This is a genomic window from Streptomyces lincolnensis (assembly GCF_001685355.1).
Classification (GTDB): Bacteria; Actinomycetota; Actinomycetes; order Streptomycetales; family Streptomycetaceae; genus Streptomyces; species Streptomyces lincolnensis.
Window position 1 is genome coordinate 1,418,696 of sequence record NZ_CP016438.1, and the last position, 22,930, is coordinate 1,441,625.

Here is a 22,930-nt window from a genome sequence, read left to right on the forward strand (position 1 = left end):
ACGCCGTCGACGTCCGCGGGCCGCCGACACGGGCTCGCGGACCGCCGTCCGCGATGATGATGGTGCGGAGTATTACTTATGGTCATCCTGTGACGAGTAGCAGCGCGCCGCGTCCCGATATCCTCGACGACCTCCGTCCGACGGCGGCACCCCACGACTGGCGGGCACGGCTACGCCTGTTCGGTCATGTCGGACATCCCCGCACCGACACCCGTGACCTCCTGGTTCCGCCCTTCCCGGAGCCGCGGACCCGCCCCTGGGAGCTCCTGGGCCTGGTGCCACCGGCACCGGCGGGGCGCCTCGCGGGGGCGATGGGCTGGCTGGGGCCGGTGCTCGTCGCCGTCATGGCCGGGGCGCTCCGCTTCTGGCGGCTCGGCAGTCCGCACGCGGTCGTCTTCGACGAGACCTACTACGCCAAGGACGCCTGGTCCGTACTGCGCCTCGGCTACGAGGGCACCTGGCCGGACCGCAAGATCGCCGACCCGCAGATCCTGGCGGACCCTCAGGTGATCTCCCTGTCCGACACCGGGAGCTTCGTCGCGCACCCGCCGACGGGCAAGTGGGTGATCGCCCTCGGCGAGTGGATGTTCGGACTCACCCCCTTCGGCTGGCGCTTCATGACAGCCGTCCTGGGCACGCTGTCGGTGCTGATGCTGTGCCGAATAGGACGCCGCCTGTTCCGGTCGACGACGCTGGGCTGCCTGGCCGGTGCGCTGCTGGCACTGGACGGGCTCCATCTGGTGATGAGCCGGACCGCCCTGCTCGACCTCGTCGTCATGTTCTTCGTTCTGGCGGCGTTCGGCTGTCTGCTGCTCGACCGGGACCACGCGCGGGCCCGCCTCGCGGCGGCCCTGCCGGTGAACCGGGACGGCTGGGCGCGCCCGGACCGGGACACCGGCGACCGCGCCGGGACCGGACTGCGTCCCTGGCGGCTCGCGGCCGGTCTCTTCCTGGGACTGGCCGCCTCGACCAAGTGGAACGGCCTGTACTTCCTGGCCTTCTTCGTGATCCTGACCGTGCTGTGGGACGTCGGTGCCCGCCGCGTCGCCGGGGCACGCCATCCGTACCGTGCGGTGCTGCGCAAGGATCTCGGTTGGTCGGTCCTCTCCCTAGTCCCGGTCGCCGTGGTGACCTATCTGGTGACCTGGACCGGCTGGTTCCTGTCCGACAACGGCTACGGACGTCACTGGGCGGACGACCGCGGCGGCGCCTGGTCGTGGATCCCGGCCCCGCTGCGGAGCCTTTGGACCTACGAGCAGGGGGTCTACCGGTTCAACGTGGACCTGCACGCTTCGCACGAGTTCGAGTCCAACCCCTGGAGTTGGCTCGCCCTCGGCCGCCCCGTGCTGTTCCATCACCAGTCGTCGAAACCGGGCACCGACGGCTGCCACGCCACGACGGACTGCTCGCAGACGATCCTCGCCCTGGGCACACCGCTGCTGTGGTGGTCGGCGTGCGGCGCCCTGGCGTACCTCCTGTACCGATGGGCCCTGCGCCGCGACTGGCGCGCCGGCGCCGTCCTGTGCGCGGTGGGCGCCGGCTATCTCCCGTGGTTCCTCTACCAGGACCGCACGACCTTCTCCTTCTACGCCGTCGCCTTCGTGCCGTACCTGTGCCTGGCCGTGACCATGATGATCGGCGCGCTGCTGGGTCCACCGGGGGCGAACGCCGACCGCCGTGCGCGGGGCGCGGTGGCCGCGGGTGTGCTGGTCCTGCTCATCGCCTGGAACTTCATCTACCTGTTCCCGATCTACACGGCACAGACGATCCCGTACGCGGACTGGCGCGCCAGGATGTGGCTCGACACCTGGGTCTGAGGCGATCCGTCACGAAAAGGGGTCCGGAGGGCTTCAGTTGTCCGCCACGCCGCTCCAGAAGTCCCGCATCAGCGGTGTCGGGGTCGGACTCTCCATCGCCACCTGTGTCATGAGGATCGCGATCGTTCCCCTGGACGGGAGGATGTGCGCCGTCGTACCCGTGCCGCCCACCCAGCCGTAGCGGCCGGGGACGTGCCACGGTTCGGCCGGGCTGACGTCGACCTGGCCGCCGTAGCCCCAGCCCTGGCCTTCGAGGAAGAGGGTGGAGTCGGCTCGCTGCGCAGCGGTGAGGTGGTTGGTGGTCATGCGGCCGACCGAGGTGGGGGTGAGGAGGCGGTGGCCGTCGGCCTCGCCCGCGCCGAGCAGCATGCGGGCGAAGAACAGCCAGTCGTCGGCGGTGGAGACGAGGCCCCCGCCGCCCGAGTGGAAGCGCGGGACGCGGCTCCACTGTCCGTCGGGGGCGTCCACCAGTTCCGGGGATCCGTCCGGGGACGGGGAGTAGGCCGAGGTGAAGCGGTGCCGCTTGGCCTCCGGGACCTCGAAGGCCGTGTCGTTCATGCCCAGCGGCTCGAAGATCCGTTCCGCAAGGAAGTCGGGGAAGCTGCGGCCCGACGCCCGGGCGACCAGGATGCCCTGGAGGTCCGAGGAAGTGCCGTACAGCCAGGCGTCCCCGGGCCGGCTCACCATCGGCACCTGTGCGAGCAGGCCGAGCCAGGTGTCGTGGTCCGGCCAGTCCTGAAGGGCGCGGCCGTCCTTCTGCACCGTGAACAGGGCCTGCACCGCGGGGAGGGAGAAGTCGTCGGGGAACCCCCAGCCGGCGCGGGAGCTGAGCAGGTCCTCCACAGTGATCGGCCGGGCCACCGGGACGACGTCGTCGACCGGGGCCTCGGGGGTGCGCACCATGCTCGGCTTCGCCAACTCCGGCAGCCACTCCTCGACCGGCGCGTCCAGCGCCAGTCGCCCCTCCTCCACCAGCATCAGGACAGCCGCCGCCGTGATCGGCTTGGTGAGGGACGCGATGCGAAAGATCGAGTCCCTCACCATCGGTGCGGTGCCCTCGGTGTCCACAGAGCCTGCGGTCACCACCTGGACGTCGTCGCCGTGCGCGACGAGGGCGACGGCGCCGGGCACCCTCCCGTCGTCGACGTACCGGTGCAGGGTGTCGTGCGGAGCGTTCATCGGTGGCCTTCCGGTCGGGGCGATGTGGTCGCGGGCAGTACGACTTCCGGCGCCGCGGAAAGTCATCGGTCACGCGCCCTGCCACGTACCGGAATCAGCGGCCTCAGGGGCCTCCGTGACAGGGGCGTACACGGCCTCGGCGGGGCCCCTGACACCCTCCGGACGCGCTGCGCGCTCCCTGGGCCGGTCCTCTCCCGGCAGGCCCCGACCGGCCCGTCCAGGACCTCGGCAAGGTGGTCCTGACCTGGTGTTTTCCTGGTTTCTGGCTAGCCTGGGTGCTCTACCGGTCGCCGTAGGAGGGGGCTTTCATGAGGGGGGACGGCATGGAGTACGACACTGCCCGGATCGAGGTGCTGGAAGGGCCGGAGGCCTTTCGCAAACGGCCGGGGATGTGGATCGGCTCGGTCACGCAACGCGGCCTGCATCAGATGGTGTTCGAGGTCGTGAGCCGGGCCGTGAACGAGACACCGGGGGCGGGGGCGTGTTCCGTCGACGTCACACTCACGTCCGACGGCGGGGTACGGGTCACCGATGACGGGCCGGGGGTCCCCTTCGAGGCGCGGGCCGTCGGGGAGAGCGGTGGGCCGGGGCTCGAAGACCGGTTGACCGGCCTGCGCACCGAGCCCGCGCCCAGCGGCCGGCATGTCGTGGGGGTGGCCCTTTTCGGTGCGGGGATCCACGTCGTGAACGCCCTGTCGAGCCGGCTGACGGCCGAGGTACGGCGTGACGGGGTCCGCCGGGTCCAGGAGCACGCGCGTGGTGCGGCTCTCGCCCCGCCCGTCGTCGTGGGACCCGCGACCGGCACAGGGACCACCCTCGCCTTCTGGCCCGACGCCGAGATCTTCGAGACGACGATGTGCTCGTTCGGCGTGCTGGCGGAGCGTTTCCGGCAGCTGGCCTTCCTCAACCCGGGTCTGGAGATCTCGCTGACGGACGAACGCCCGGCCCGAGGAGCCCGGGTGGTGCGCTTCCGGTTCCCGGACGGGGTACGGGACGTCGTGGCCGCCCTCGACGCGGAGACGGGGACGGGCCTGGAGCCGGAGGTCATCAGCTTCGAGCGGGAGGACCCGCGCATGGCGGGGACGATGGAGGTGGCCGTCCTGTGGAGCAGCTTCCACTCAGGGCGGGTGCGCGGCTTCGCCAACAGCCGGGCCACTGCCGAGGGCGGGACGCACCTCGACGGCTTCCGCGACGGGTTTGCGGCCGCCGTCACCGCCTACGCGCGCCGGCGGGGACTGCTGACGGATGCGGATCCCGATCCCGCGGCCGACCGGATCGGCGAGGGCCTCACCGCGATCGTGTCGGTGAAGCTGGACCGCCCCGAGTTCCTCGGCGCCACCAGCGGGCTGCTGGGCGACGTCACGGTGCGCGCCTGCGTCGGGGAGGCCGTCCGGGACCATCTCGTCGACTGGTTCGAGGAGCACCCGGAACGGGCCGCGGCGATCGTCAAGCAGATCGTTCGCACCGAGCCGCACCCGCGCGCGTGAACCGCCGCGGCACAGCGCCCGCGCGACCAGCCCGTCGCGTGTGCTGAATCCTTTCCCTCAGCCGGTCGTACGCCCCCACAAGGGGCCGAACAGGGCCCACTCCGCGTCCCATTGCTCCATACGGCGGCGTTCCAGACGGCCGCACAGGACGCGGCCGCCGACGAACGGGACGGCCGCGGCGCCCACGCCGAGGAGGGTGCCGATCATGGCGGCGCGGAGGCGGGCCTGGTCGGGGGTGGCGGGCCGGGTGACGAGACGGCCCTCGCGGTCGGTCCAGACGGTGACCGGACTGCCCACGGCGCTCCCGGGCTCGACCCGGGCCTGGCCGGTGCGCGCGGATCCGTCCGGCACGGTCCAGCTCACCCTGGCCCAGACCCGGTCGCCGCTCGACGTCACGGACTGCCTGGTGGCCGTCCCGGGGGCCTGTTCGGTGAGGTGGGCGGTGACGGGACGCCACTCGACGCGTTCCCGGGCCAGCTCGTGCTCGACGGAGCGGGCGATGCCCAGGCCGGCGAGCACTCCGGCGACGACGGTGAGGGTCCAGGCGCCGAGCACCACCCAGGCCTCCACCGCGTCGGCCCGGCGTTTGAGCGGATTGCGCCGCCAGCGCCAGAACCACACCTGCGAACCACGGAACGCCATCGAAGGCATCCTCCTCACGTGCGCGCGAACATGCCGGACCGCTCTCCCATACGGGAGCCGTGTCCGGGATGCTCACAGCGGGCTTCCCGATCGACGGTGCCACGCCTTCCCCACCCCCGTGCGGCATCTTCCGCAAAGCGGCCCGCCGAACGCCCCGGCCCGCTACCATCGCCGCGCTGACCTGCGGTGAAGCCCTTTCCAGGGGTGACTGTCAGTGGTGGGGTGCAGACTGGCGGGTGTCTGGGACAAAGTCGTCGCGGAGGTGATCGGCATGACCGAGGTACTGCTGGCCGTGGGCACGCGCAAGGGCCTGTTCATCGGGCGCAGGCGGGGCGCTGCCTGGGAGTTCGACGAAAGCCCGTATTTCAACGCACAGGCCGTGTACTCGGTCGCCATCGACACACGTGGGGACCGTCCCCGGCTGCTGGCCGGCGGGGACAGCGCGCACTGGGGCCCCTCCGTGTTCCACTCCGACGACCTGGGCCGCACCTGGACGGAACCGGCGCAGCCGGCCGTCAAGTTCCCCAAGGACACGGAGGCTTCGCTGGAGCGGGTCTGGCAGCTGCACCCGGCGGCCGCGGAGCCGGACGTGGTGTACGCGGGCACGGAACCGGCCGCGCTGTACCGCTCCGAGGACCGCGGCGAGAGCTTCGAGCTGGTCCGTCCCCTCTGGGAGCACCCCACACGGTCGAAATGGGTGCCGGGCGGCGGCGGTGAGGGCCTGCACACGGTGCTCACCGACAAGCGCGACCCGCGCGCGGTGACGGTGGCGGTCTCCACGGCCGGAGTGTTCCGTACGAAGGACGGGGGCGCGAGCTGGGAGCCGTCCAACTCCGGTGTCTCCGCGGTGTTCCTGCCCGACCCGGACCCGGAGTTCGGCCAGTGCGTGCACAAGGTCGCACGGGACGCGGCCAATCCGGACCGGCTGTATCTCCAGAACCACTGGGGCGTGTACCGAAGCGACGACGCGGGCACCCACTGGACGGACATCGGCGAGGGCCTGCCCTCCACGTTCGGCTTCGCGGCCGCCACCCACCCCCGCCGGGGCGACACGGCGTACGTGTTCCCGATCACCGCCGACGCGGACCGGGTCCCCGCCGGCCGGCGGTGCCGGGTCTTCCGGACGGCCGACGCGGGCAAGAGCTGGCAGCCGCTGACGGCGGGCCTGCCGCAGGAGGACCACTACGGCACGGTGCTGCGGGACGCGCTGTGCACGGACGACGCCGATCCGGCGGGCGTGTACTTCGGCAACCGCAACGGCGAGGTGTTCGCGTCGGCCGACGACGGTGACAGCTGGCGGCAGTTGGCGTCGCATCTGCCGGACGTGCTGTGCGTCAGGGCCGCGGTGGTCGGATGAACCGGACCGCATTACGACCGCTTCCGACCGGGTCGGGTCCGGGCGTTGGCCACCGGTTGATCCCCGTGCCGTGTACGGCAGTAGGGTGACGCCCGTGGCACCACGACCGTTGCATGAAATCGTCGAACCGGGCTGGGCGAAGGCCCTGGAACCCGTCGCCGGGCGGATCGCCGAGATGGGCGACTTCCTGCGCGCGGAGATCGCCGCGGGACGCACCTATCTCCCCGCCGGGCCGAATGTCCTGCGGGCCTTCCAGCAGCCCTTCGACGAGGTACGGGTCCTCATCGTGGGACAGGATCCGTACCCGACGCCGGGGCACGCGGTGGGGCTGTCGTTCTCGGTCGCGCCCGAGGTGCGTCCGCTGCCCGGCAGCCTGATCAACATCTTCCGCGAGCTGGGCACCGACCTGGGTCTGCCGCAGCCGTCGAACGGTGATCTGACGCCGTGGACCCAGCAGGGCGTGCTGCTGCTCAACAGGGCGCTGACCACCGCGCCGCGCAGCCCGGGGGCACACCGCGGCAAGGGCTGGGAGGAGGTCACCGAGCAGGCCATACGCGCCCTGGCGGCGCGCGGGAAGCCGCTCGTGTCGGTCCTGTGGGGCCGGGACGCCCGCAATCTCCGCCCGCTGCTGGGTCATCTGCCGTCGGTGGAGTCGGCGCACCCCTCGCCGATGTCGGCGGACCGCGGGTTCTTCGGCTCACGCCCCTTCAGCCGGGCGAACGACCTGCTGATCGGACAGGGCGGACAGCCGGTGGACTGGCGCCTGCCATGACCGGTGCGGGGGACGGATTCCTCGCCGTCGACTCCGGCGGCTCCGGCCTCCGCGTCGTGGTGGGTTCCCTCGCGGGCGGTGTCCGGGCCGGACGGGAGTCCCGGGAGCCGGTGCGCACCGGTGAGCGGGGGATCGACCCGGGTCACTTCATGGAGCGGCTGACGCCGCTGGTACGCGCGTCGATCGCCGAGGCCGGCGTCTCCGTGCCGGCCACCGCCGTCGTCGGAGCAGCGGGCCTGGCCACGCTGGGCGACGCCCTGCGGGCCGACCTTCCCTCGGCCCTGGGCAGGGAGTTCGGGGTCCGTACGGTCGCGCTGGTGGCCGACGCGGTCACCGCCTACGCAGGCGCCCTGGGCGCGCGTCCCGGAGCGGTCGTCGCCGCCGGCACCGGGCTGATCGCGATCGGCACGGATCTGAAGCGGTGGCGTCGGGCGGACGGCTGGGGACATCTGCTCGGCGACTGCGGCGGGGGCGCCTGGATCGGGCGGGCCGGGCTGGAGGCGGCACTGCGGGCCCACGACGGACGGCAGGGCGGTTCCGCGCGGCTGCTGGCGTGCGCCGAGGAGATGTTCGGCTCCGCGCGCGAACTGCCCGGCAGGATCTATCCGCGCACGGACCGGCCGGCCGTCCTCGCGTCCTTCGCCCCGCGAGTGGCGGAGAGCGCCGAGCACGACCCCGTCGCCGCCGGCATCCTGCGCACCGCCGCCGGCCACATGGCCGACTCCGCGGCCGCCGTCTGCCCGTCCGACGGGGAACCCCGAGTCGCCCTGACCGGTGGCCTGTTCCAGCTGGGTGACGCCCTCCTCGTACCCCTGGAAAGGGAGTTGGCCGAGCGGCTGCCGCAGGCACGCAGAGTGACGACCGAGGGCGATCCGCTGCACGGCGCGGTCCGCATCGCGAGCGATCTGGCCGCGGGTTCCCTCACCCTGCCGGGCGACGGGGCGATGCTGCACGTGGTGAGCACCCGGAGTGAGCCGGAGTGAGGGGGGCACCGGAGAAATCGCTGATCAGTTCTAATCCGTACGTAACTCATCAGACAAAACAGGACGGATACCGCTCACCTGCACCCTCCCCGAACAGGGGAACCCAGGAAACCAGTAACATGCGACGCCATGAGCTCCCCCACTGGGCCCGCGTCCGGCCTGCCAGTACGAATGCCGCGCCCCCGCCAGCCCGGGCGGCACCGCCGCCCGGAGCCCCTGGCGGCTCCTGAGGGTGCCCCCGCGCTCGTCCTCGCGGTGCCGGGCACGCCGGGCATCGCCACCCGCAGCCTCGCCGAGGAGGTCGTGAGCATCGCGCGCTCCGAGCTCCCCGGCCTCGATGCCCGGATCGGGTACCTCGACGGCGACGACGCGGAGTTCCCCACGCTTCAGGCCGTGCTGACGTACGCCGCCGAGGAGCGCACCGCCCGGTACGAGCAGGCCAGGGCCGCCGGACTGGACGTCAGGGAGCCCGACGGCCCGGTGGCCGTGGTCGTCCCGCTGCTGGCCGGTCCGGACGGCGCGCTGCTGCGCCGGGTCCGCCAGGCCGTGATGGAGAGCCGTATCGCGGCCGACCTGACCGATGTGCTCGGCCCGCACCCGCTGCTCGCCGAGGCGCTGCACGTCCGGCTGTCGGAGTCCGGCCTGGCCCGCGCCGACCGCGCCCGGCTGTTCACGGTCGCGACCGCCGCCGACGGCATCATCCTGGCCTCGGTGGGTGGCGACGAGGCCGTGCAGGCGGCCGGGATCACCGGCATGCTGCTGGCCGCGCGCCTGGCCGTGCCGGTGATGGCCGCGGCCCTGGACCAGGACGGTTCGATCGCGTCCGTCGCCGAGCAGCTGCGGAACTCGGGCTCGCAGCAGCTGGCGCTGGCGCCGTACCTGATAGGGCCGGAGATCGACCCGGGTCTGATCGAGGAGGCCGCCAAGGAGGCGGGCTGCTCCGCGGCCGAGGCGCTCGGCCCCTACCCGGCCATCGGCAAGCTCGCGCTGGCCAAGTACACGACCGCGCTGGGCATCGCCCCGCAGCAGCCCCAGGGCGCTCCGGTCCGCTGACGCGGGCGCACCTCGGGTTCGACGTTGGTACGGCGAAAAGGGCCTGCTCCCACGGAGCGGGCCCTTCGCCGTGCCGGAAGCCTGCCCGGTGCGCGACCGGGGTGTTCGTCCCGTGCATCCGCCAGGTCAGCCGACGACCACGCAGGAGGCCGCGGTGACCTCGATCGCGCCCGCGCGGCGCGGCACTCCGGTCTCCGGGTCCGGGGCGAACCAGGTGACGTCGCCGGAGCGCTCGTTGGCGACGTAGAGGAAGCCGTCCGCCTCGGTGAGGGCCCGGGGCCAGTGGCCGCCGCAGGGCACCGTGCCGACCAGCCGCAGGCCGTCCCCCTCGACGGCGAGCACGGACAGGACGTCCTCGCCCCGGGTGGCGGTCCACACGAAGCGCCCGTCGGGTGAGCAGACGATGCCCGAGGGGTAGGCGTCGCCGGCCGGAGCGCCGGGCAGGACCGGGGTCTCGGTCAGCGGTTTCAGGGTGCCGTCGGCGGCATTCCAGTGACAGACAGTGACCGTCGGGGAGAGCTCGTTGACGACGTAGGCGTGCGCGCCGTCCGGGTGGAAAGCCAGATGGCGTGGCCCGGAGCCGGGGCGCAGCGCGGCCTCCCGGTGAAGGGTCAGGTCGCCGCCGGCCAGCGTGCACACGCGCACCGAGTCCGTGCCCAGGTCGACGCTCACGGCCCAGCGCCCGCTCGGGTCGGACCGCACGTGATGCGCGTGCGGTCCCTGCTGGCGGGGCGCGCACGGGCCCGAGCCGGTGTGGCGGAGCACCGCGGCCGGCGCGTCGGCGAGGGTGCCGTCGGGGCGTAGGGGCACGGCGGTGACGCTGCCGGAGCCGTAGTCGGCGGTCAGGACGTGACCGGCGTGCAGGCCGAGATGGGTGGGCCCGTCGCCGACCGGTACGGCGGGGCCGGCCGGTTCCGGCTTGTCGCCGGTGACGCGGTACGCGGCGACCGCGCCCTCGGCCGTCTCGCGGACCGCGTAGAGCATGCCGCCGTCCGGCGAGAGGGTCAGGTAGGAGGGGTCGGGAAGGCTGTCCAGGCTGCTCAGGACGGTCAGGGCGCCGGTGGAGGGGTGCACGGCCGCGGTGACGATGCCCGGGCCTCCGGCCGCCGTGAAGGAGCCGATGAAGGCCCGCCGTCGCCGCCTGCCGTCGTCTGCCACCGCAGTCCCCTCTCGGTTCGGAGCCGTGGGGGCCGACGGTAGCAGCCGATCATGCGAGGTCTAGACCAAAAGGGGGTGAAAAATGCGGCGGCCCACCGGAGCGTGCGGGTTCAGGCGCCGACCAGGGGTGAGCCCGACGGTGCCCGCAGTGGCGTGGCCAGTTCGGCGAGGGCGTGTTCGAGGCCGTGCAGATGAGCCAGCGCCGGGCCGTGCGGATGAGCCGTGGTCGGGCCGTGCCGTTGGGCCGGGGCGGGGCCGTGCGGGTGGGCCGACGCGGGGCCGTGCGGACGGGTCGGCGCGGGCGGCGCGGCGGCGGGGCGGTCCGCGAGGCCGGTGGCGGCCGGCGCCGCGGACACCCCCTCGTCACCGCCGTGCCACGTACCCCCCGTGAGCGCCTCGACCGCCGTCTCGACGCGTCGGCAGGCGGTGGTCAGCCGGGTGTCGTGCGAGGCGGCCGGGTCGGCGGCGACCGCGACCAGGCCGCGGATCTCGCGGGCGCAGTCGTCGAGCAGGGCCAGCACGCGGCGGGCACGGCGCTTGCGCCCGAGCATCGGGTTCAGGGGATGCACCAGCGGGGCCACGGACAGCCGGACGCGGCCGAGCAGGTGCTCCAGTTCGGCCACGCGCGGCGCCGGGTCGGCGTCCGCGACGCCCGCCAGACGAGCGGCGGCCTCGGCGGTGCAGGCGTGGACACAGCGCAGCGCGCGCTGGATCCAGGCGTCGGTGACCTTGTGGGTGGTGATGGGCAGCACGAACAGCACGGCCAGGACGGCACCGACCGCGCCGACCCCGGTCTCCGCGAACCGCAGGGCCAGCAGCGCGGGGTCGAGGACGCCGAGCAGGCCGTAGAGGAGCTCGGCGAGGAGGGTCACGCAGAGCATCATCCAGGTGTACGACACGGCGGCCGTGTAGAAGATGCCGAAGACGCAGGCGGCCAGGAGCGCGGCCGTCGGCAGCGCGGCGCCGTCGAGGGGGACGGCGAGGAGCAGGCCGAGGCCGATGCCGATCACGGTGCCGAGGACCCGGCGGAAGCCGCGGACCAGGGTCTCGCCGCGCGAGGCGGTGTTGACGAAGATCCACCAGGTGGCGCCGACGGCCCAGTACCAGCGCTGTCCGGACACCAGTTGGCCCACGACGAGGGCGAAGCCCGCGCCGGCGGTCGCCTGGATCGCCTGGCGGGTGGTCACGCGGGCGAGGCCGCTGCCGCCGGACGGGGCGGGCACGGGGGCAGGGGGCAGGCGCCGCTCGTAGCACCACAGGCCGAAGCGCACGGTGGCGGCGGCCGCCAGGGACAGCAGGACGGCCGTGTACAGCTCGGGCAGCTGGTCGGTGGTGGCGTGCAGGAACTGCGCCACGAAGAAGGTCATGAAGGCGAACACGCCGAGGCTGTGTCCGCGGGGACCCCAGCGGCGCGCGTACACGCCGGCGCCGATCACCGCGAGGAAGGTGAGGTCGCGGGCGACGGGGTGGTCGTGCAGTTCGGCCGCCGCGGCGAGCACGGGCAGGCCGACCAGGGGCAGCAGGGCGGTGGTGACCGCCTGTCCGCGGACGGTGGCGTCCGTGACGGTGAACAGGGCGAGCAGCGCGGCGAGTCCGCCGGTGACGGCGGCGGCGAGCGAGTGCCCGGCCACAGTGCACAGCACGACCGCCGCCGTGATGCCCAGCACGGCCCGCACCGCGGAACGCAGCCGCGCCCGCCCCGGGTCCGGCGCCACGAACACCCTCTTCAGCACTGCTTCTCCGCCCCTTCTCCGACCCTTGGACATCGGCATGAAAAAGGCGCCGCGGAGGTCCGCAGCGCCATCGACGGCTCCATTGCAGCACCACAGCCACTGTCGGCTCAAGCGATGCCGAGTAGGCTGGACCATTGGCACAGACATATCGGTCTCGGCCCGGCCATCGGCGGGCCAACGGACCACGCGCGAGGAAAGGGCACCTCATGGCCGTGGACGAGCTCGACACCCGCATCCTGCGGCTGCTGCTGGAGCAGCCCCGCACCAGCGTGCGTGAGTACGCCCGCGTCCTCGGGGTCGCCCGGGGCACCCTCCAGGCCCGCCTCGACCGTCTGGAGCGGGACGGGGTGATCACCGGGACGGGGCCGTCGCTCTCCCCGGCCGCGCTCGGTCATCCGGTGCTCGCGTTCGTGCACATCGAGGTCACCCAGGGGCACCTGGACGACGTGGGCGACGCGCTGGCCGCCGTACCGGAGATCGTCGAGGCCTTCTCGATCACCGGTGGCGGCGATCTGCTGACGCGGGTGGTGGCGCGGGACAACGCGCATCTGGAGGACGTGATCCAGAAGCTGATCAGCCTGCCGGGGGTGGTCCGCACCCGCAGCGAGGTGGCGTTGCGCGAGCGCGTTCCGCACCGGCTGCTGCCGTTGGTCGAGGCGGTGGGCCGTACGGCCGGAAAACGATCATCGGCCGCACGGCCGGGGAACGAGCTTTGACATCCTGAACCGCATGAGCACTATCGGCACCATCGCGGTCATCTTCGATCTCGACGGAACGCTCGTGGACAGCGAGCCGAACTACTACGAGGCGGGCCGCCAGATCCTCGACGAGCACGGCGTCCCCGGGTACTCCTGGTCGGACCACGAGCGGTTCGTCGGCATCAGCACGCTGGAGACGGTCGCCGTCTGGAAGGACGAGTACGGCCTGCGGGCCTCCGTCGAGGAACTCTTCGACGCCAAGAACCGGCGGTATCTCGAACTGGCCCGCGCCGCCACGCGCGCGTACCCCGAGATGCGCACGTTCGTGGAGCTGCTGGCGGGCGAGGGGGTGCCCATGGCCGTGGCCTCCGGTTCCTCTCCGGAGGCCATCGAGGCGGTGTTGGCCGGCACGGGTCTGGACGCACATCTGCGGCTGGCCGTGTCGGCCGACGAGGTCGCGCGCGGCAAGCCCGCCCCCGACGTGTTCCTGGAGGCGGCCCGCCGGCTCGGCGCCGACCCGGCCGACTGCGTGGTCCTGGAGGACGCCGCCCCGGGCGCCGCCGCCGCGCACGCGGCCGGGATGCGCTGCATCGCGGTCCCGTACCTCGCCGCCCAGGCCGACGCCCCGGAGTTCGCGGGTGCCGGACTGCTCCTGCGGGGAGGCCAGGCGGAGTTCACGGCGCGCGCCGCGTACGAGTGGCTGGTGCGGACGGCCGCGTGACACCGCGGAAGTCGGACAGTCAGAGACGCATATGCGGCAATTAACATCTTTTGCGTAGTGATGCAACCAATGCGAAGCTTGATGGGATGAGTGAACTACCAGGAGAAACACGTGACATCAGGGCAGGCTGACGCGCCCGACGACGAGTTCGTCGAGGCCCTGGTCGAACTGCGGGCCGGCGCTGCGGCCGACGACCTGGTCCCGTGGTGTTCCGGTCATGGCATCGACGTGATGCCCATGGTCGCCGGAGCGCTCCTCACCGGATCGAGACCGGCGTTCGCCGAGGCGTTCGACCTCGCGCGTCTCGAGGACCGCTCACGTCCGCGGACGCTGCCCGTGCCACCGGCCCTCGCGCGCACCGCGAGGTCCGTCACCGTGCTGCCGACCCCCACGCCCGGAGCTCGTGACCGGATGCCGTGACACGTGCGTCCGGGCCTCCCCTCTGGAGGAGCGATGACCAGCCCGACAACTCCCCGCTACGGGCAGGACGTTCCGGACACCGTGTACGGCTACATCTCCGCCCGTTCCCAGGGCGGGGTACCGGCGACCCGGGCGACCGCCCTGGACTCGGCCAGGCCGTTCCGTGCCGAGCCCGACGCCCAGGAGCGTGCCAAGGAGCACGCACGCACGGCGGGACTGACCGTGACCGCCGAGAGCCGTCTCGGCTTCACCGTGGCCGGCACGCCCGCCGCCTACGAACAGCTGACCAGCGGACGGCTGGCCAGCTACGAGGTGCGCCGGCGTGTGTCGATGAACCGGACGCGTGACGTCACCCACCTCGACATCGTCGGTGACCGGCAGCCGGATGCCCTCGGCATCGGTGCCGCGCCCGGCGATGACGCCATCGAGGCCGTCGCCCTGGAACGGCCCCGCACACCGATGCGCGTCCTGCCGGCCGCGGCCGAGCCTCCGACGGTCACCGCCTTCCACCTCACCCTCCCCGACGACGTGGCCCGGCTGCTCCACGCGACCCCCGCGCACGACGCAGGGGAGATCGGGCGCGGTGTCCAGGTCGCCATGGTGGACACCGGACAGGCCCCGCACGCCTACTTCGCCGCCCACGGCTACGACATCGACCCGACCGTGGCACTCGTGCCCGGCACCAGCCCCACGGAGGACCCGATCGGGCACGGCACCGGCGAATCGGCGAACATCTTCGCCGTGGCACCGGGAGCACGGCTGCGCCCGTACCGCGCGAGCGACCGGCGCGGCGAGCTCACGGCGGCCACGGCGGGTTTCCTGCGCGCGAAGGCCGACGCCCCGCAGGTCCTCACCAACTCCTGGGGCGGAGACGGTGAGTTCCCTCCGCCCGGACCGCCGAGCCAGCTCGATCTGATCTTCGCGCTGGAGGTCCTGGACGCGGTGGAGCAGGGCATCGTCGTCGTCTTCTCGGGCGGCAACGGACAGTTCAGCATCGAACCGCAGGTCCCCGGTGTGCTCGCGGCCGGCGGTGTCTTCGCGGGCCCGGACGGCCGGCTGCGGGCGTCGAACTACGCCAGCGCGTACCGCAGTCCCTGGGTCGACGGTGTCGTCGTGCCGACGGTCTGCGGCCTGGTCGGCCTGCTGCCCCGCGCCCAGTACCTGATGCTGCCGGTACCGCCCGGCTGCGCGATCGACGTCGCCGAGAGCCTGCCGGACCCCGAGGATCCCGATGGCCTCGTGGACGAGACCACGGGTATCGACGGCTGGTCCCTGTTCTCGGGCACGTCGGCCGCGGCGCCGCAGATCGCGGGAGCGGCGGCCGTGCTCCTGGGAGCCCGGCCGCGGCTCACTCCCGCCCAGGTCACCGAGGCCCTCGTCAGGACCGCCACCGACGTCACCGCCGGTACCTGCCATCCGCGGTTCGGCAGCCGCGCCCGTCTCGGCCCCGACACGGCCACGGGCCCCGGGCTGGTCGACGTCAGCGCGGCCCTGGACTTCGTCCTCACACAGAACCCGTGACACTCACCCGGAACCCGTGACGCTCACCCGGGTCCCTGACGCCGCATTTCAGGGACGGGACTCGTACCGCGGCTTCGGCGCCGGGCGGATGTTCTGGTTGAGCCGGAAGACGTTGTCCGGGTCGAGGTCGGCCTTGATGTGGGCCAGGCGGTCGTAGTTGCCGCGGTAGCTGGCGCGGACCCGCTCCTGGCCCTCGTCCATCATCATGTTCACGTAGGCGCCGCCCGCGGAGTACGGGTGCAGGGCGTCGAAGTAGTCGACGGTCCAGCGCCTGACGAGGTCGGCGTTGGCGGGATCGGGGTCGACGCCCGCGAAGACGGACGCCCAGCGGGAGTCACGGTAGGCCCAGGGTGTCTCGTCCCGGCCCACGTCGTGGGCGGCGCCGTCGATCGGGTACAGGTGCATGGTGGAGTGCATCGTGGGCACCTCCGCACCGAACTTGGCGTGCAGTTGGACGGCCTCGTCCGGGACCTCGTCGACGAAGTCGGCCCGCCAGTACCACTGGTGGCCGGGCGGGTAGAGCCCGTCGAACATGGACTGCATGTCGGGGTACGGCATGGGCCCCGGGGCGTGCAGCAACGGCTCCGGCAGCGCGTCGAGCAACGGGGCCATCTCCCGCGCGGCCGCCTCGGTGTCGCCGCCCGCGTAGCACCAGACGACGCCCGCCGTCTTGCGCAGCTGGAGTTCCTCGGGGAACGGCGGGGCCGGCGGGACGGTGCCGATGAGGAAGAAGCCGCCCAGTTCGCGGGGTGCGGTCGGCAGGAACTCCCGGTAGGCGGTGAGGACTTCGGCGGTCGCCTCGATCGGCCAGAAGGTGGGTCCGGCGACGACCGTGCCGATCTCGTGCAGGCGGAAGAGGAAGGAGGTGACGACGCCGAAGTTGCCGCCGCCTCCGCGGATCGCCCAGAACAGGTCGCTGTTCTCGTCGGCGCTCGCCCTCACCTGCCGGCCGTCGGCCAGGACCACGTCGGCCGCCAGCAGGTTGTCGATGGTCAGCCCGCACCTGCGGGTCAGGTGTCCGAGCCCGCCGCCGGTGGTGATGCCGCCGACGCCGGTGGTGGAGATGATGCCGCTGGGGGTGGCCAGGCCGTGGGCGTGGGTGGCGCGGTCCACCTCGCCCCAGACGCAGCCGCCGCCGACGCGGACGGTGCGGGCTGCGGGGTCGACCTGGATGTCCTTCAGCGGTGACAGGTCGGCGACCACTCCCCCGTCGACGGTTCCGAGGCCGGCTCCGTGGTGGCCGCCGCCGCGGACCGCGAGGGGCAGGTCGTGGGCGCGGGCGAAGCCGATCACGCGGGCCACCGCGTCCGCGTCGGCGCAGCGGGCGAGGACCGCCGGGCGCCGGTCGATCATCGCGTTGTAGACGGTCCGGGCCTCTTCGTAGCCGGCGTCGTCCGGGCCGATCAACTCTCCCGTGAATCCGGTCAGTTCACTGCGTGCCGCCTGGGCGGGCGTGCTGGACATACGGTCCCCCGTCATGGAATCGGGCTGAACTCTTCGAACCGGGACGATGCGTCCACATCGGGAGGATGCTTCGCCATCGTGCCGATTCGCCCGTTTCTAGTCCCGGGACGGCCCGGGGGCATCCGTGCCCGTCACTCAGGTCGGGCCCCTCGGCTACCTAGCTTTCGCCCCGGGCGGACAGCAGCCCCAGGTCGGCGGCCCGGTCCGCGGCGTGCCGCCGGGTGGGTGCGTCGAGTTTGTCCAGGACGGCCCGTACGTGGTTGTCGACGGTGCGGACCGACAGGACGAGCCGGGCGGCGATCTCCGCGTTGGTCAGCCCCTGGGCGAGCAGCCGGATGACCTCCAGCTGACGTTCGGTGAGACCTGCCGGATTCCGGCGGGTCGCGGCGAGGGGGCCGCGCGGGACATGGCGCACACCCAGCGCACGCAGTTCGGCGCGGAGCAGCCGGGCCGGCGGCTCCGCGCCCAGGGCGTCGAACGCGGCGAGCGCGGTGAGCTTGACGGCGGGGTCCGGGCTCTCGGCGAGCGCGGCGGCGTGCTCGTAGGGGCAGCCCGCCTCCTGCCAGCGCGCGGCGGCGGTCCGCCACCGGCCGCGGGCCTGCAAGGCGTACGGATGCTCCGAGCCGTCGGCGGGCACGGTCCCACCGGCCTTGGTGAACCAGTAGGCGAGTTCGTCGCGGCACGGGGACCCGGGCAACCGGTGCGTCCGGGCGTGGACGGGCGCCACGGCCTCGGCCACGGCCGCGAGGTCCCCGCGCAGCCACGCCGCTTCCGCCAGGGCGGCCGCGACGGGTCCGGTCCGCTGGAGTTCCTTCGTCCGTACGGCGATGTCCCAGGCCTCGGCGAGGAGTTCACCGGCGCCGGGCCGGCCGCACCGGATACGGACCCGGGCGAGGACGGTGAGGGCGGGGCAGCGGGCCGGTACGAAGTCGTGCGTGCCGAACTCGGCGTGTTTCTCGGCCTCGTCCCAGTCACCGGCGGCGAGCCGTCGCATGGCCAGTTCGACGTGCAGGTAGGTGAGGAAGCCGAGGTGTTCGGCGCGGTCGGCCAGTTCCATCGCCGGCGGCAGGAAGGCGTCGGCCTCGTCGTACCGGAGGTGGTCGAGCAGGTTCCAGATGAGGTTGGCGTAGGACCGGCAGGCGTGCTCGACCTCGCCGGCGGCGAGAGCGACGTCGAGGCTCTCCTGCACCTGGAGCCGCCCGTCCAGGTCACCGGCGCGCCAGCGGGCCGTGCCGACGTTGTTCAGGGCGTGCGACAGGATCGCCGCGTCGCCCGCCTTGCGGGCCAGGGCGATGGCGCGTTCGCCGTGGCGGACGGCTTCGGCGTACCGGTCGGACAGCATGCGCAGTTGGGCGGTGTTGCTGACGGCGAGGGCCAGCAGCCGGTCGTCCCCCGCGTGTTCGAGGACGGCGACGGCCTCGCGGGCGGCCGTCTCCGCCTGGTCGGCGTCGCCGGCCCACCAGTGGATCCTGGAGAGCCAGCGCAGGTCCGCGCCGAGGGTGAGGGCGTCCCCCAGGGAGCGGCGCAGGGCGACGGCGTCCCGCTGGGCGGCGACGGCGGCGGCCGAGTCGGCGATGGTGTAGCTCTCCACGGCATAGCGTTCGAGCAGGTCGGCGAGGTCGGCCGGGGCGTAGCGGTGCCGTTGCCGCAGGACGAGCCGCAGTTGGGCGGCCGCCTCGCGGTGGGCTCCGGTGCTCGCCGCGTCCCGGGCCGCGTCGGGGCCGTAGCGGGCGATGGCGTCCTGGTCGCCCGCCCGGGCGGCGTGGTGGACGATGCGGGCCGTGTCGGAGCCGCGCCGGGCGACCAGCGCGGCGAGGACGTTGCGGTCGAGGTCGATGCGCCGGGCGGCGGGCAGCGAGTCGGCGACGGCCCGTCGGATCAGCTCGTGCCGGAACGCCACCCGCTCCGGGTCGACCGCGAGCAGTCCGCGCTGCTCGGCCGGGGCGAGTACGGCGACCCCGTCCGCGAGGAGCGCGTCGACCAGCGGGCGTTCCACCGCCGAGGGCACGACGGCGAGTTGCTCCAGGGCGTCCACCGTGACGCCGTCCAGTCCGCGCAGTCGGGCGAGGACTGCGTCGACGACCGTCGGGGGCACCTTGCCGGTACCGCCGGCGGCCACCACCTCGGCGACGAAGAAGGGGTTGCCCGAGGTCACCTCGTACACCTGCGCCGGGTCGAGTCCGTCGGAGGACGCGCTCAGGACGCGCACCGCGTCCAGGGAGAGGCGGGCCAGGGGCAGCCGGTGGACGCGGGGTGCGCGGGAGATCTGGCCGAGGAGGTGGCGCAGGGGGTGGCCGCGGTTCAACTCGTCGTCGCGGTAGGTGAGGACGAGCAGGGCGGGCAGCCGTTCCATCCGCCGGACCAGGAAGCGCAGGGCGTCGAGTGAGGCCTCGTCGGCCCAGTGGACGTCCTCCACGACGAGCACCGCCGGGTGCGGTGTCACGGCCAGCTCCTCCAGCAGGGCCTCGTGGACGCGGTGCCGGTCGCCGCCCGCCGTGAGGGCCCGTGCGAGGCCGGCGCCGACCCGGCCGACGAGGTCGCGGAACGGGCCGAGGGGGCGTCGGGTGGCGAGGTCGTCGCACTGCCCGACGAGGATCCGGGCCCGGCCGGGCAGCCGGTCCGGCATCGCCCGCACCAGGCTCGACTTGCCGATCCCCGCCTCCCCGAAGACGAGCGCCACGGATCCGGCCCCGTCCGACGCCTCCCGCGCGGCCGCGGCCAGTCGCGCCAGCTCGGGCTCTCGCTCGAGGATCCCCCAATCCACGCGGCAGATTCTGCCACCAGCCGGGCCGGGTCGGGTGGCGCCGGAGACGAGCGGTTCGCGGGTCCGATCTGCAACCGACCCCTCCGGAACCGTTGACGCTCACCTGCCCCCTCCCTATCGTCTGGTCGATCATTCGCACACCATTCGATATATCGAACCTCCATCGAACCCTCTGTTTCCAGGCCCTTCCCAGCCCGTTTCGGATCCCCCCCCGGAGGAGCACACATGGCACCGCCCCTCTCCAGACGGCACCTTCTCCAGGCCGCGGCCCTCGCCGCGGTGACACCGACGTTCTCGTACGTGGCGACCGGCCGGGCCGCCGCAGCCGCGGAGGCACTCCCCGTGTGGACCGTCCAGCCCTTCTCCCTCGACGAAGTCGCCCTGGGCCAGGGCCTCTTCGCGGACAAGCGGCAGCTCATGCTCGACCACGCCCGCGGCTACGACGTCAACCGGCTGCTCCAGGTCTTCCGCGCCAACGCGGGTCTCGCCACGGGCGGCGCGGTCGCCCCGGGCGGCTGGGAGGGCCTGGACGGAGAGGCCAACGGCAACCTCCGGGGGCACTACACCGGCCACTTCCTGACCATGCTCGCCCAGGCCTACGCCGGCACCGGTGAGCGGGTGTTCATCGACAAGACCCTCACCATCGTCGAGGCGCTCACCGAGGTGCGCGAGGCCCTGCGCCACGAGCCCCGGGTGCTCGGCACCGCCGGGAGGTTCGGCACCGCCGCCGAGAACGTCCGCGGCTCCTACCAGTACGTCGAGCTGCCCGCCCAGGTCCTCGGCGGGGCCGCGGCGATCACCCTGTCCGCCTGGGTGAAGCCCACGCACGACGCCGGCTGGGCCCGGATCCTCGACTTCGGCAACGACACCACCCGCTATCTGTACCTGGCCGCGCGCAACGCGAACGGCGTGCCCCGCTTCGCCGTCACCACGAGCGGCGCGGGCGGCGAGCAGGGCCTCAACGGCACGGCCGCGCTGCCGCTGAACCGGTGGAGCCATCTGGCGGTGACGATCGCGGACGGCACCGGGACCCTGTACGTCGACGGCACCGCCGTCGCGCGCAACACCTCGATGACGCTCACCCCGGCGGCCCTGGGCACCCTCGCCCACCACTGGCTGGGCCGCTCGCACTACTCCGCCGATCCCGTCTTCGCGGGCGCCTACGACGAGTTCAACGTCTGGTCGCGCGCCCTGACCCCGGCCGAGATCACCGCGTTGCAGGGCGCCCGGGCCGCCGACACCGCCCCGGGCCGCGGCGACCTGGCCTCGTACGCCTTCGACGAGACGACGGGCGGGACCTTCGCGGACGCCTCGGGCCGGGGCCTGACCGCCACCCTGCGCCGCACCTGGGGCGCCCCCAGCCACCCCGGGTTCCTGGCGGCGTACCCGGAGACGCAGTTCATCGACCTGGAGTCACGCACCAGCCCCGACTACACCAAGGTGTGGGCGCCCTACTACACCGCGCACAAGATCCTCAGGGGTCTGCTGGACGCGTACAGCGCGACCGACGACGAGCGGGCGCTCGACCTCGCGTCCGGGATGTGCGACTGGATGTACTCCCGGCTCTCCAAGCTGCCCGACGCCACGCTCCAGCGCATGTGGGGCATCTTCTCCAGCGGCGAGTTCGGCGGCATCGTCGAGGCGGTCTGCGATCTGCACGCCCTCTCCGGGAAGGCCGAACACCTCGCGCTGGCCCGCCTGTTCGACCTCGACAAGCTCATCGACGCGTGCGCGGCGGACACCGACATCCTCGACGGGCTGCACGCCAACCAGCACATCCCGATCTTCACGGGACTGGTCCGGCTGTACGACGCCACCGGTGAGGAGCGCTACCTCACCGCCGCGAAGAACTTCTGGGGCATGGTCGTACCGGACCGCATGTACGGCATCGGCGGTACCAGCACGGGCGAGTTCTGGAAGGCGTCCGGGGTCATCGCGGGCACGATCGGCACGGCGACGGCCGAGACCTGCTGCGCGTACAACATGCTGAAGCTGAGCCGCATGCTGTTCTTCCACGAGCAGTCCCCGAAGTACATGGACTACTACGAGCGGGCCCTGTACAACCAGGTGCTCGGCTCCAAGCAGGACAGGGCGGACGCGGAGAAGCCGCTCGTCACGTACTTCATCGGTCTGACGCCCGGTCATGTCCGGGACTACACGCCCAAGCAGGGCACCACCTGCTGCGAGGGCACCGGCATGGAGAGCGCCACCAAGTACCAGGACTCGGTGTACTTCAGGAAGGCCGACGGCAGCGCCCTGTACGTCAACCTCTACAGCCCCTCGACCCTGACCTGGGCGGAGAAGGGCGTGACGGTCACCCAGCGGACCGACTACCCGAGGGAGCAGGGCAGCACGCTGACCGTCGGGGGCGGCGGCGCCGCCTTCGACCTGCGGCTGCGCGTGCCGTCCTGGGCGGGCGCCGGTTTCCGCGTGACGGTCAACGGCCGTACGGTGCCGGGCACCGCGACACCCGGCAGCTACTTCACGGTCTCCCGCACCTGGCGGTCCGGCGACACCGTACGCGTCGACCTGCCCTTCCGGCTGCGCGTGGAGAAGGCCCTCGACGACCCCTCGCTCCAGACCCTGTTCTACGGCCCGGTCAACCTGGTCGCCCGCAACTCCGCGACGACCTACCTCCCCTTCGGCCTGTACCGCAACGCCGGCCTCTCCGGGAACCTGCTGCCCAGCCTGACCCCCGTCTCCGGCAAGCCGCTCCACCACACCCTGGACGGAACGGAGTTCGCCCCCTTCTTCGAGGGCACCGAGGACCCGACGCACGCCTACTTCCGGCGTTCGGAGCCCCGCGTGGTGTTCGGCGGGACCGACGCCGGCGTGGCCAACCCCGCCAGGGCCGACGGCACCACGCTGCTGGACGAGATCTGGGCCGGGGCCCCGTTCGGAAGCAAGGGCGCACTGGTCACGCGGGTGCGGACCACCGTCGACGCGTGGGTGTCCGCCGCACTGCTCACCCGGGCCGACGGCGACAAGGTGGTGAGTACGGCGCAGCAGGCGACCTTCGCGCCCTGACCCGGGCCGCTCGAAGTGCAGGACCCCGGTGCCGTGCCCCCGTTGACCCGGCGCCGGGAGTCCTGCGGCTCCCCACGGCCATGGTGCCCGCTCCTGTCGTCGCGGCGCATTGCCGCTTTCCGGCAAGGTTGACT

At 73.0% G+C, this 22,930-nt stretch carries 17 protein-coding genes; 11 read left to right on the forward strand and 6 right to left on the reverse strand.

Annotation, left to right across the window (positions count from 1 at the left end; all coding sequences use genetic code 11):
• The first annotated feature begins 89 nt into the window (after nt 1-89).
• Nucleotides 90-1,817, forward strand: coding sequence for a dolichyl-phosphate-mannose--protein mannosyltransferase (locus SLINC_RS06360; RefSeq protein ID WP_225988262.1), 1,728 nt, complete (start codon nt 90-92; stop codon nt 1,815-1,817).
• A gap of 33 nt (nt 1,818-1,850) precedes the next feature.
• Here SLINC_RS06360 and SLINC_RS06365 read toward each other — a convergent pair whose 3' ends face one another.
• Complete coding sequence (locus tag SLINC_RS06365; protein ID WP_067427776.1) at nt 1,851-2,996, reverse strand: serine hydrolase domain-containing protein; 1,146 nt, start codon at nt 2,994-2,996, stop codon at nt 1,851-1,853.
• A 323-nt stretch (nt 2,997-3,319) separates the two neighbouring features.
• Between SLINC_RS06365 and SLINC_RS06370 the strand changes: the two genes are divergently transcribed.
• Complete coding sequence (locus SLINC_RS06370; protein WP_067427778.1) at nt 3,320-4,483, forward strand: ATP-binding protein; 1,164 nt, start codon at nt 3,320-3,322, stop codon at nt 4,481-4,483.
• A 57-nt stretch (nt 4,484-4,540) separates the two neighbouring features.
• Here the strand turns inward: SLINC_RS06370 and SLINC_RS06375 are convergent, their stop codons facing one another.
• A complete protein-coding gene (locus tag SLINC_RS06375) occupies nt 4,541-5,125 on the reverse strand; it encodes an Rv1733c family protein (RefSeq protein ID WP_067427780.1) in 585 nt (194 codons plus the stop codon).
• A gap of 271 nt (nt 5,126-5,396) precedes the next feature.
• On the opposite strand from SLINC_RS06375, the gene SLINC_RS06380 reads away from it, so the two are divergent.
• The 4 genes from SLINC_RS06380 (at nt 5,397) to SLINC_RS06395 (ending at nt 9,290) form a co-directional block, all read left to right on the forward strand.
• The gene (locus SLINC_RS06380; RefSeq protein WP_067445094.1) at nt 5,397-6,482 is read left to right on the forward strand and encodes a WD40/YVTN/BNR-like repeat-containing protein; all 1,086 of its coding nucleotides are present in this window, start codon (nt 5,397-5,399) and stop codon (nt 6,480-6,482) included.
• A 94-nt stretch (nt 6,483-6,576) separates the two neighbouring features.
• Nucleotides 6,577-7,254 (forward strand): uracil-DNA glycosylase, encoded by a 678-nt coding sequence (locus SLINC_RS06385; protein WP_067427782.1) that lies wholly within the window; start codon nt 6,577-6,579, stop codon nt 7,252-7,254.
• Nucleotides 7,251-8,237, forward strand: coding sequence for an N-acetylglucosamine kinase (locus tag SLINC_RS06390; protein WP_067427784.1), 987 nt, complete (start codon nt 7,251-7,253; stop codon nt 8,235-8,237). The genes SLINC_RS06385 and SLINC_RS06390 overlap by 4 nt, the downstream gene beginning before the upstream one ends.
• A 129-nt stretch (nt 8,238-8,366) precedes the next feature.
• Nucleotides 8,367-9,290, forward strand: a complete 924-nt coding sequence (locus SLINC_RS06395; protein ID WP_107406562.1) for a sirohydrochlorin chelatase — start codon at nt 8,367-8,369, stop codon at nt 9,288-9,290.
• Nucleotides 9,291-9,416: 126 nt separating this feature from the next.
• Here the strand turns inward: SLINC_RS06395 and SLINC_RS06400 are convergent, their stop codons facing one another.
• Both SLINC_RS06400 and SLINC_RS06405 read right to left on the reverse strand, forming a co-directional pair.
• Nucleotides 9,417-10,448 (reverse strand): lactonase family protein, encoded by a 1,032-nt coding sequence (locus SLINC_RS06400; protein WP_067427790.1) that lies wholly within the window; start codon nt 10,446-10,448, stop codon nt 9,417-9,419.
• A 110-nt stretch (nt 10,449-10,558) separates the two neighbouring features.
• The gene (locus SLINC_RS06405; protein WP_067427792.1) at nt 10,559-12,181 is read right to left on the reverse strand and encodes an FUSC family protein; all 1,623 of its coding nucleotides are present in this window, start codon (nt 12,179-12,181) and stop codon (nt 10,559-10,561) included.
• A 206-nt stretch (nt 12,182-12,387) separates the two neighbouring features.
• Between SLINC_RS06405 and SLINC_RS06410 the strand changes: the two genes are divergently transcribed.
• The 4 genes from SLINC_RS06410 to SLINC_RS06425 all read left to right on the forward strand — a co-directional run bounded on the left by SLINC_RS06410 (nt 12,388) and on the right by SLINC_RS06425 (nt 15,541).
• Nucleotides 12,388-12,897 (forward strand): Lrp/AsnC family transcriptional regulator, encoded by a 510-nt coding sequence (locus SLINC_RS06410; RefSeq protein ID WP_067427794.1) that lies wholly within the window; start codon nt 12,388-12,390, stop codon nt 12,895-12,897.
• A gap of 13 nt (nt 12,898-12,910) precedes the next feature.
• Complete coding sequence (locus tag SLINC_RS06415) at nt 12,911-13,600, forward strand: HAD family hydrolase (protein ID WP_067427796.1); 690 nt, start codon at nt 12,911-12,913, stop codon at nt 13,598-13,600.
• A gap of 111 nt (nt 13,601-13,711) precedes the next feature.
• Complete coding sequence (locus tag SLINC_RS06420) at nt 13,712-14,020, forward strand: hypothetical protein (RefSeq protein WP_114604615.1); 309 nt, start codon at nt 13,712-13,714, stop codon at nt 14,018-14,020.
• A gap of 33 nt (nt 14,021-14,053) precedes the next feature.
• Nucleotides 14,054-15,541 (forward strand): S8 family serine peptidase, encoded by a 1,488-nt coding sequence (locus SLINC_RS06425; RefSeq protein WP_067427800.1) that lies wholly within the window; start codon nt 14,054-14,056, stop codon nt 15,539-15,541.
• 48 nt (nt 15,542-15,589) lie between these two features.
• Here the strand turns inward: SLINC_RS06425 and SLINC_RS06430 are convergent, their stop codons facing one another.
• Nucleotides 15,590-17,005 carry an FAD-binding oxidoreductase gene (locus SLINC_RS06430; protein WP_067427801.1) on the reverse strand — a complete coding sequence of 472 codons (1,416 nt, stop codon included), beginning with the start codon at nt 17,003-17,005 and terminating at the stop codon, nt 15,590-15,592.
• A gap of 157 nt (nt 17,006-17,162) precedes the next feature.
• Nucleotides 17,163-19,769, reverse strand: a complete 2,607-nt coding sequence (locus SLINC_RS50135) for an ATP-binding protein (RefSeq protein ID WP_067427802.1) — start codon at nt 19,767-19,769, stop codon at nt 17,163-17,165.
• Nucleotides 19,770-19,994: 225 nt separating this feature from the next.
• Between SLINC_RS50135 and SLINC_RS06440 the strand changes: the two genes are divergently transcribed.
• On the forward strand, nt 19,995-22,796 hold the full coding sequence (locus SLINC_RS06440) for a beta-L-arabinofuranosidase domain-containing protein (protein WP_067427804.1): 2,802 nt from the start codon (nt 19,995-19,997) through the stop codon (nt 22,794-22,796).
• The last annotated feature ends 134 nt before the right edge of the window (nt 22,797-22,930 follow it).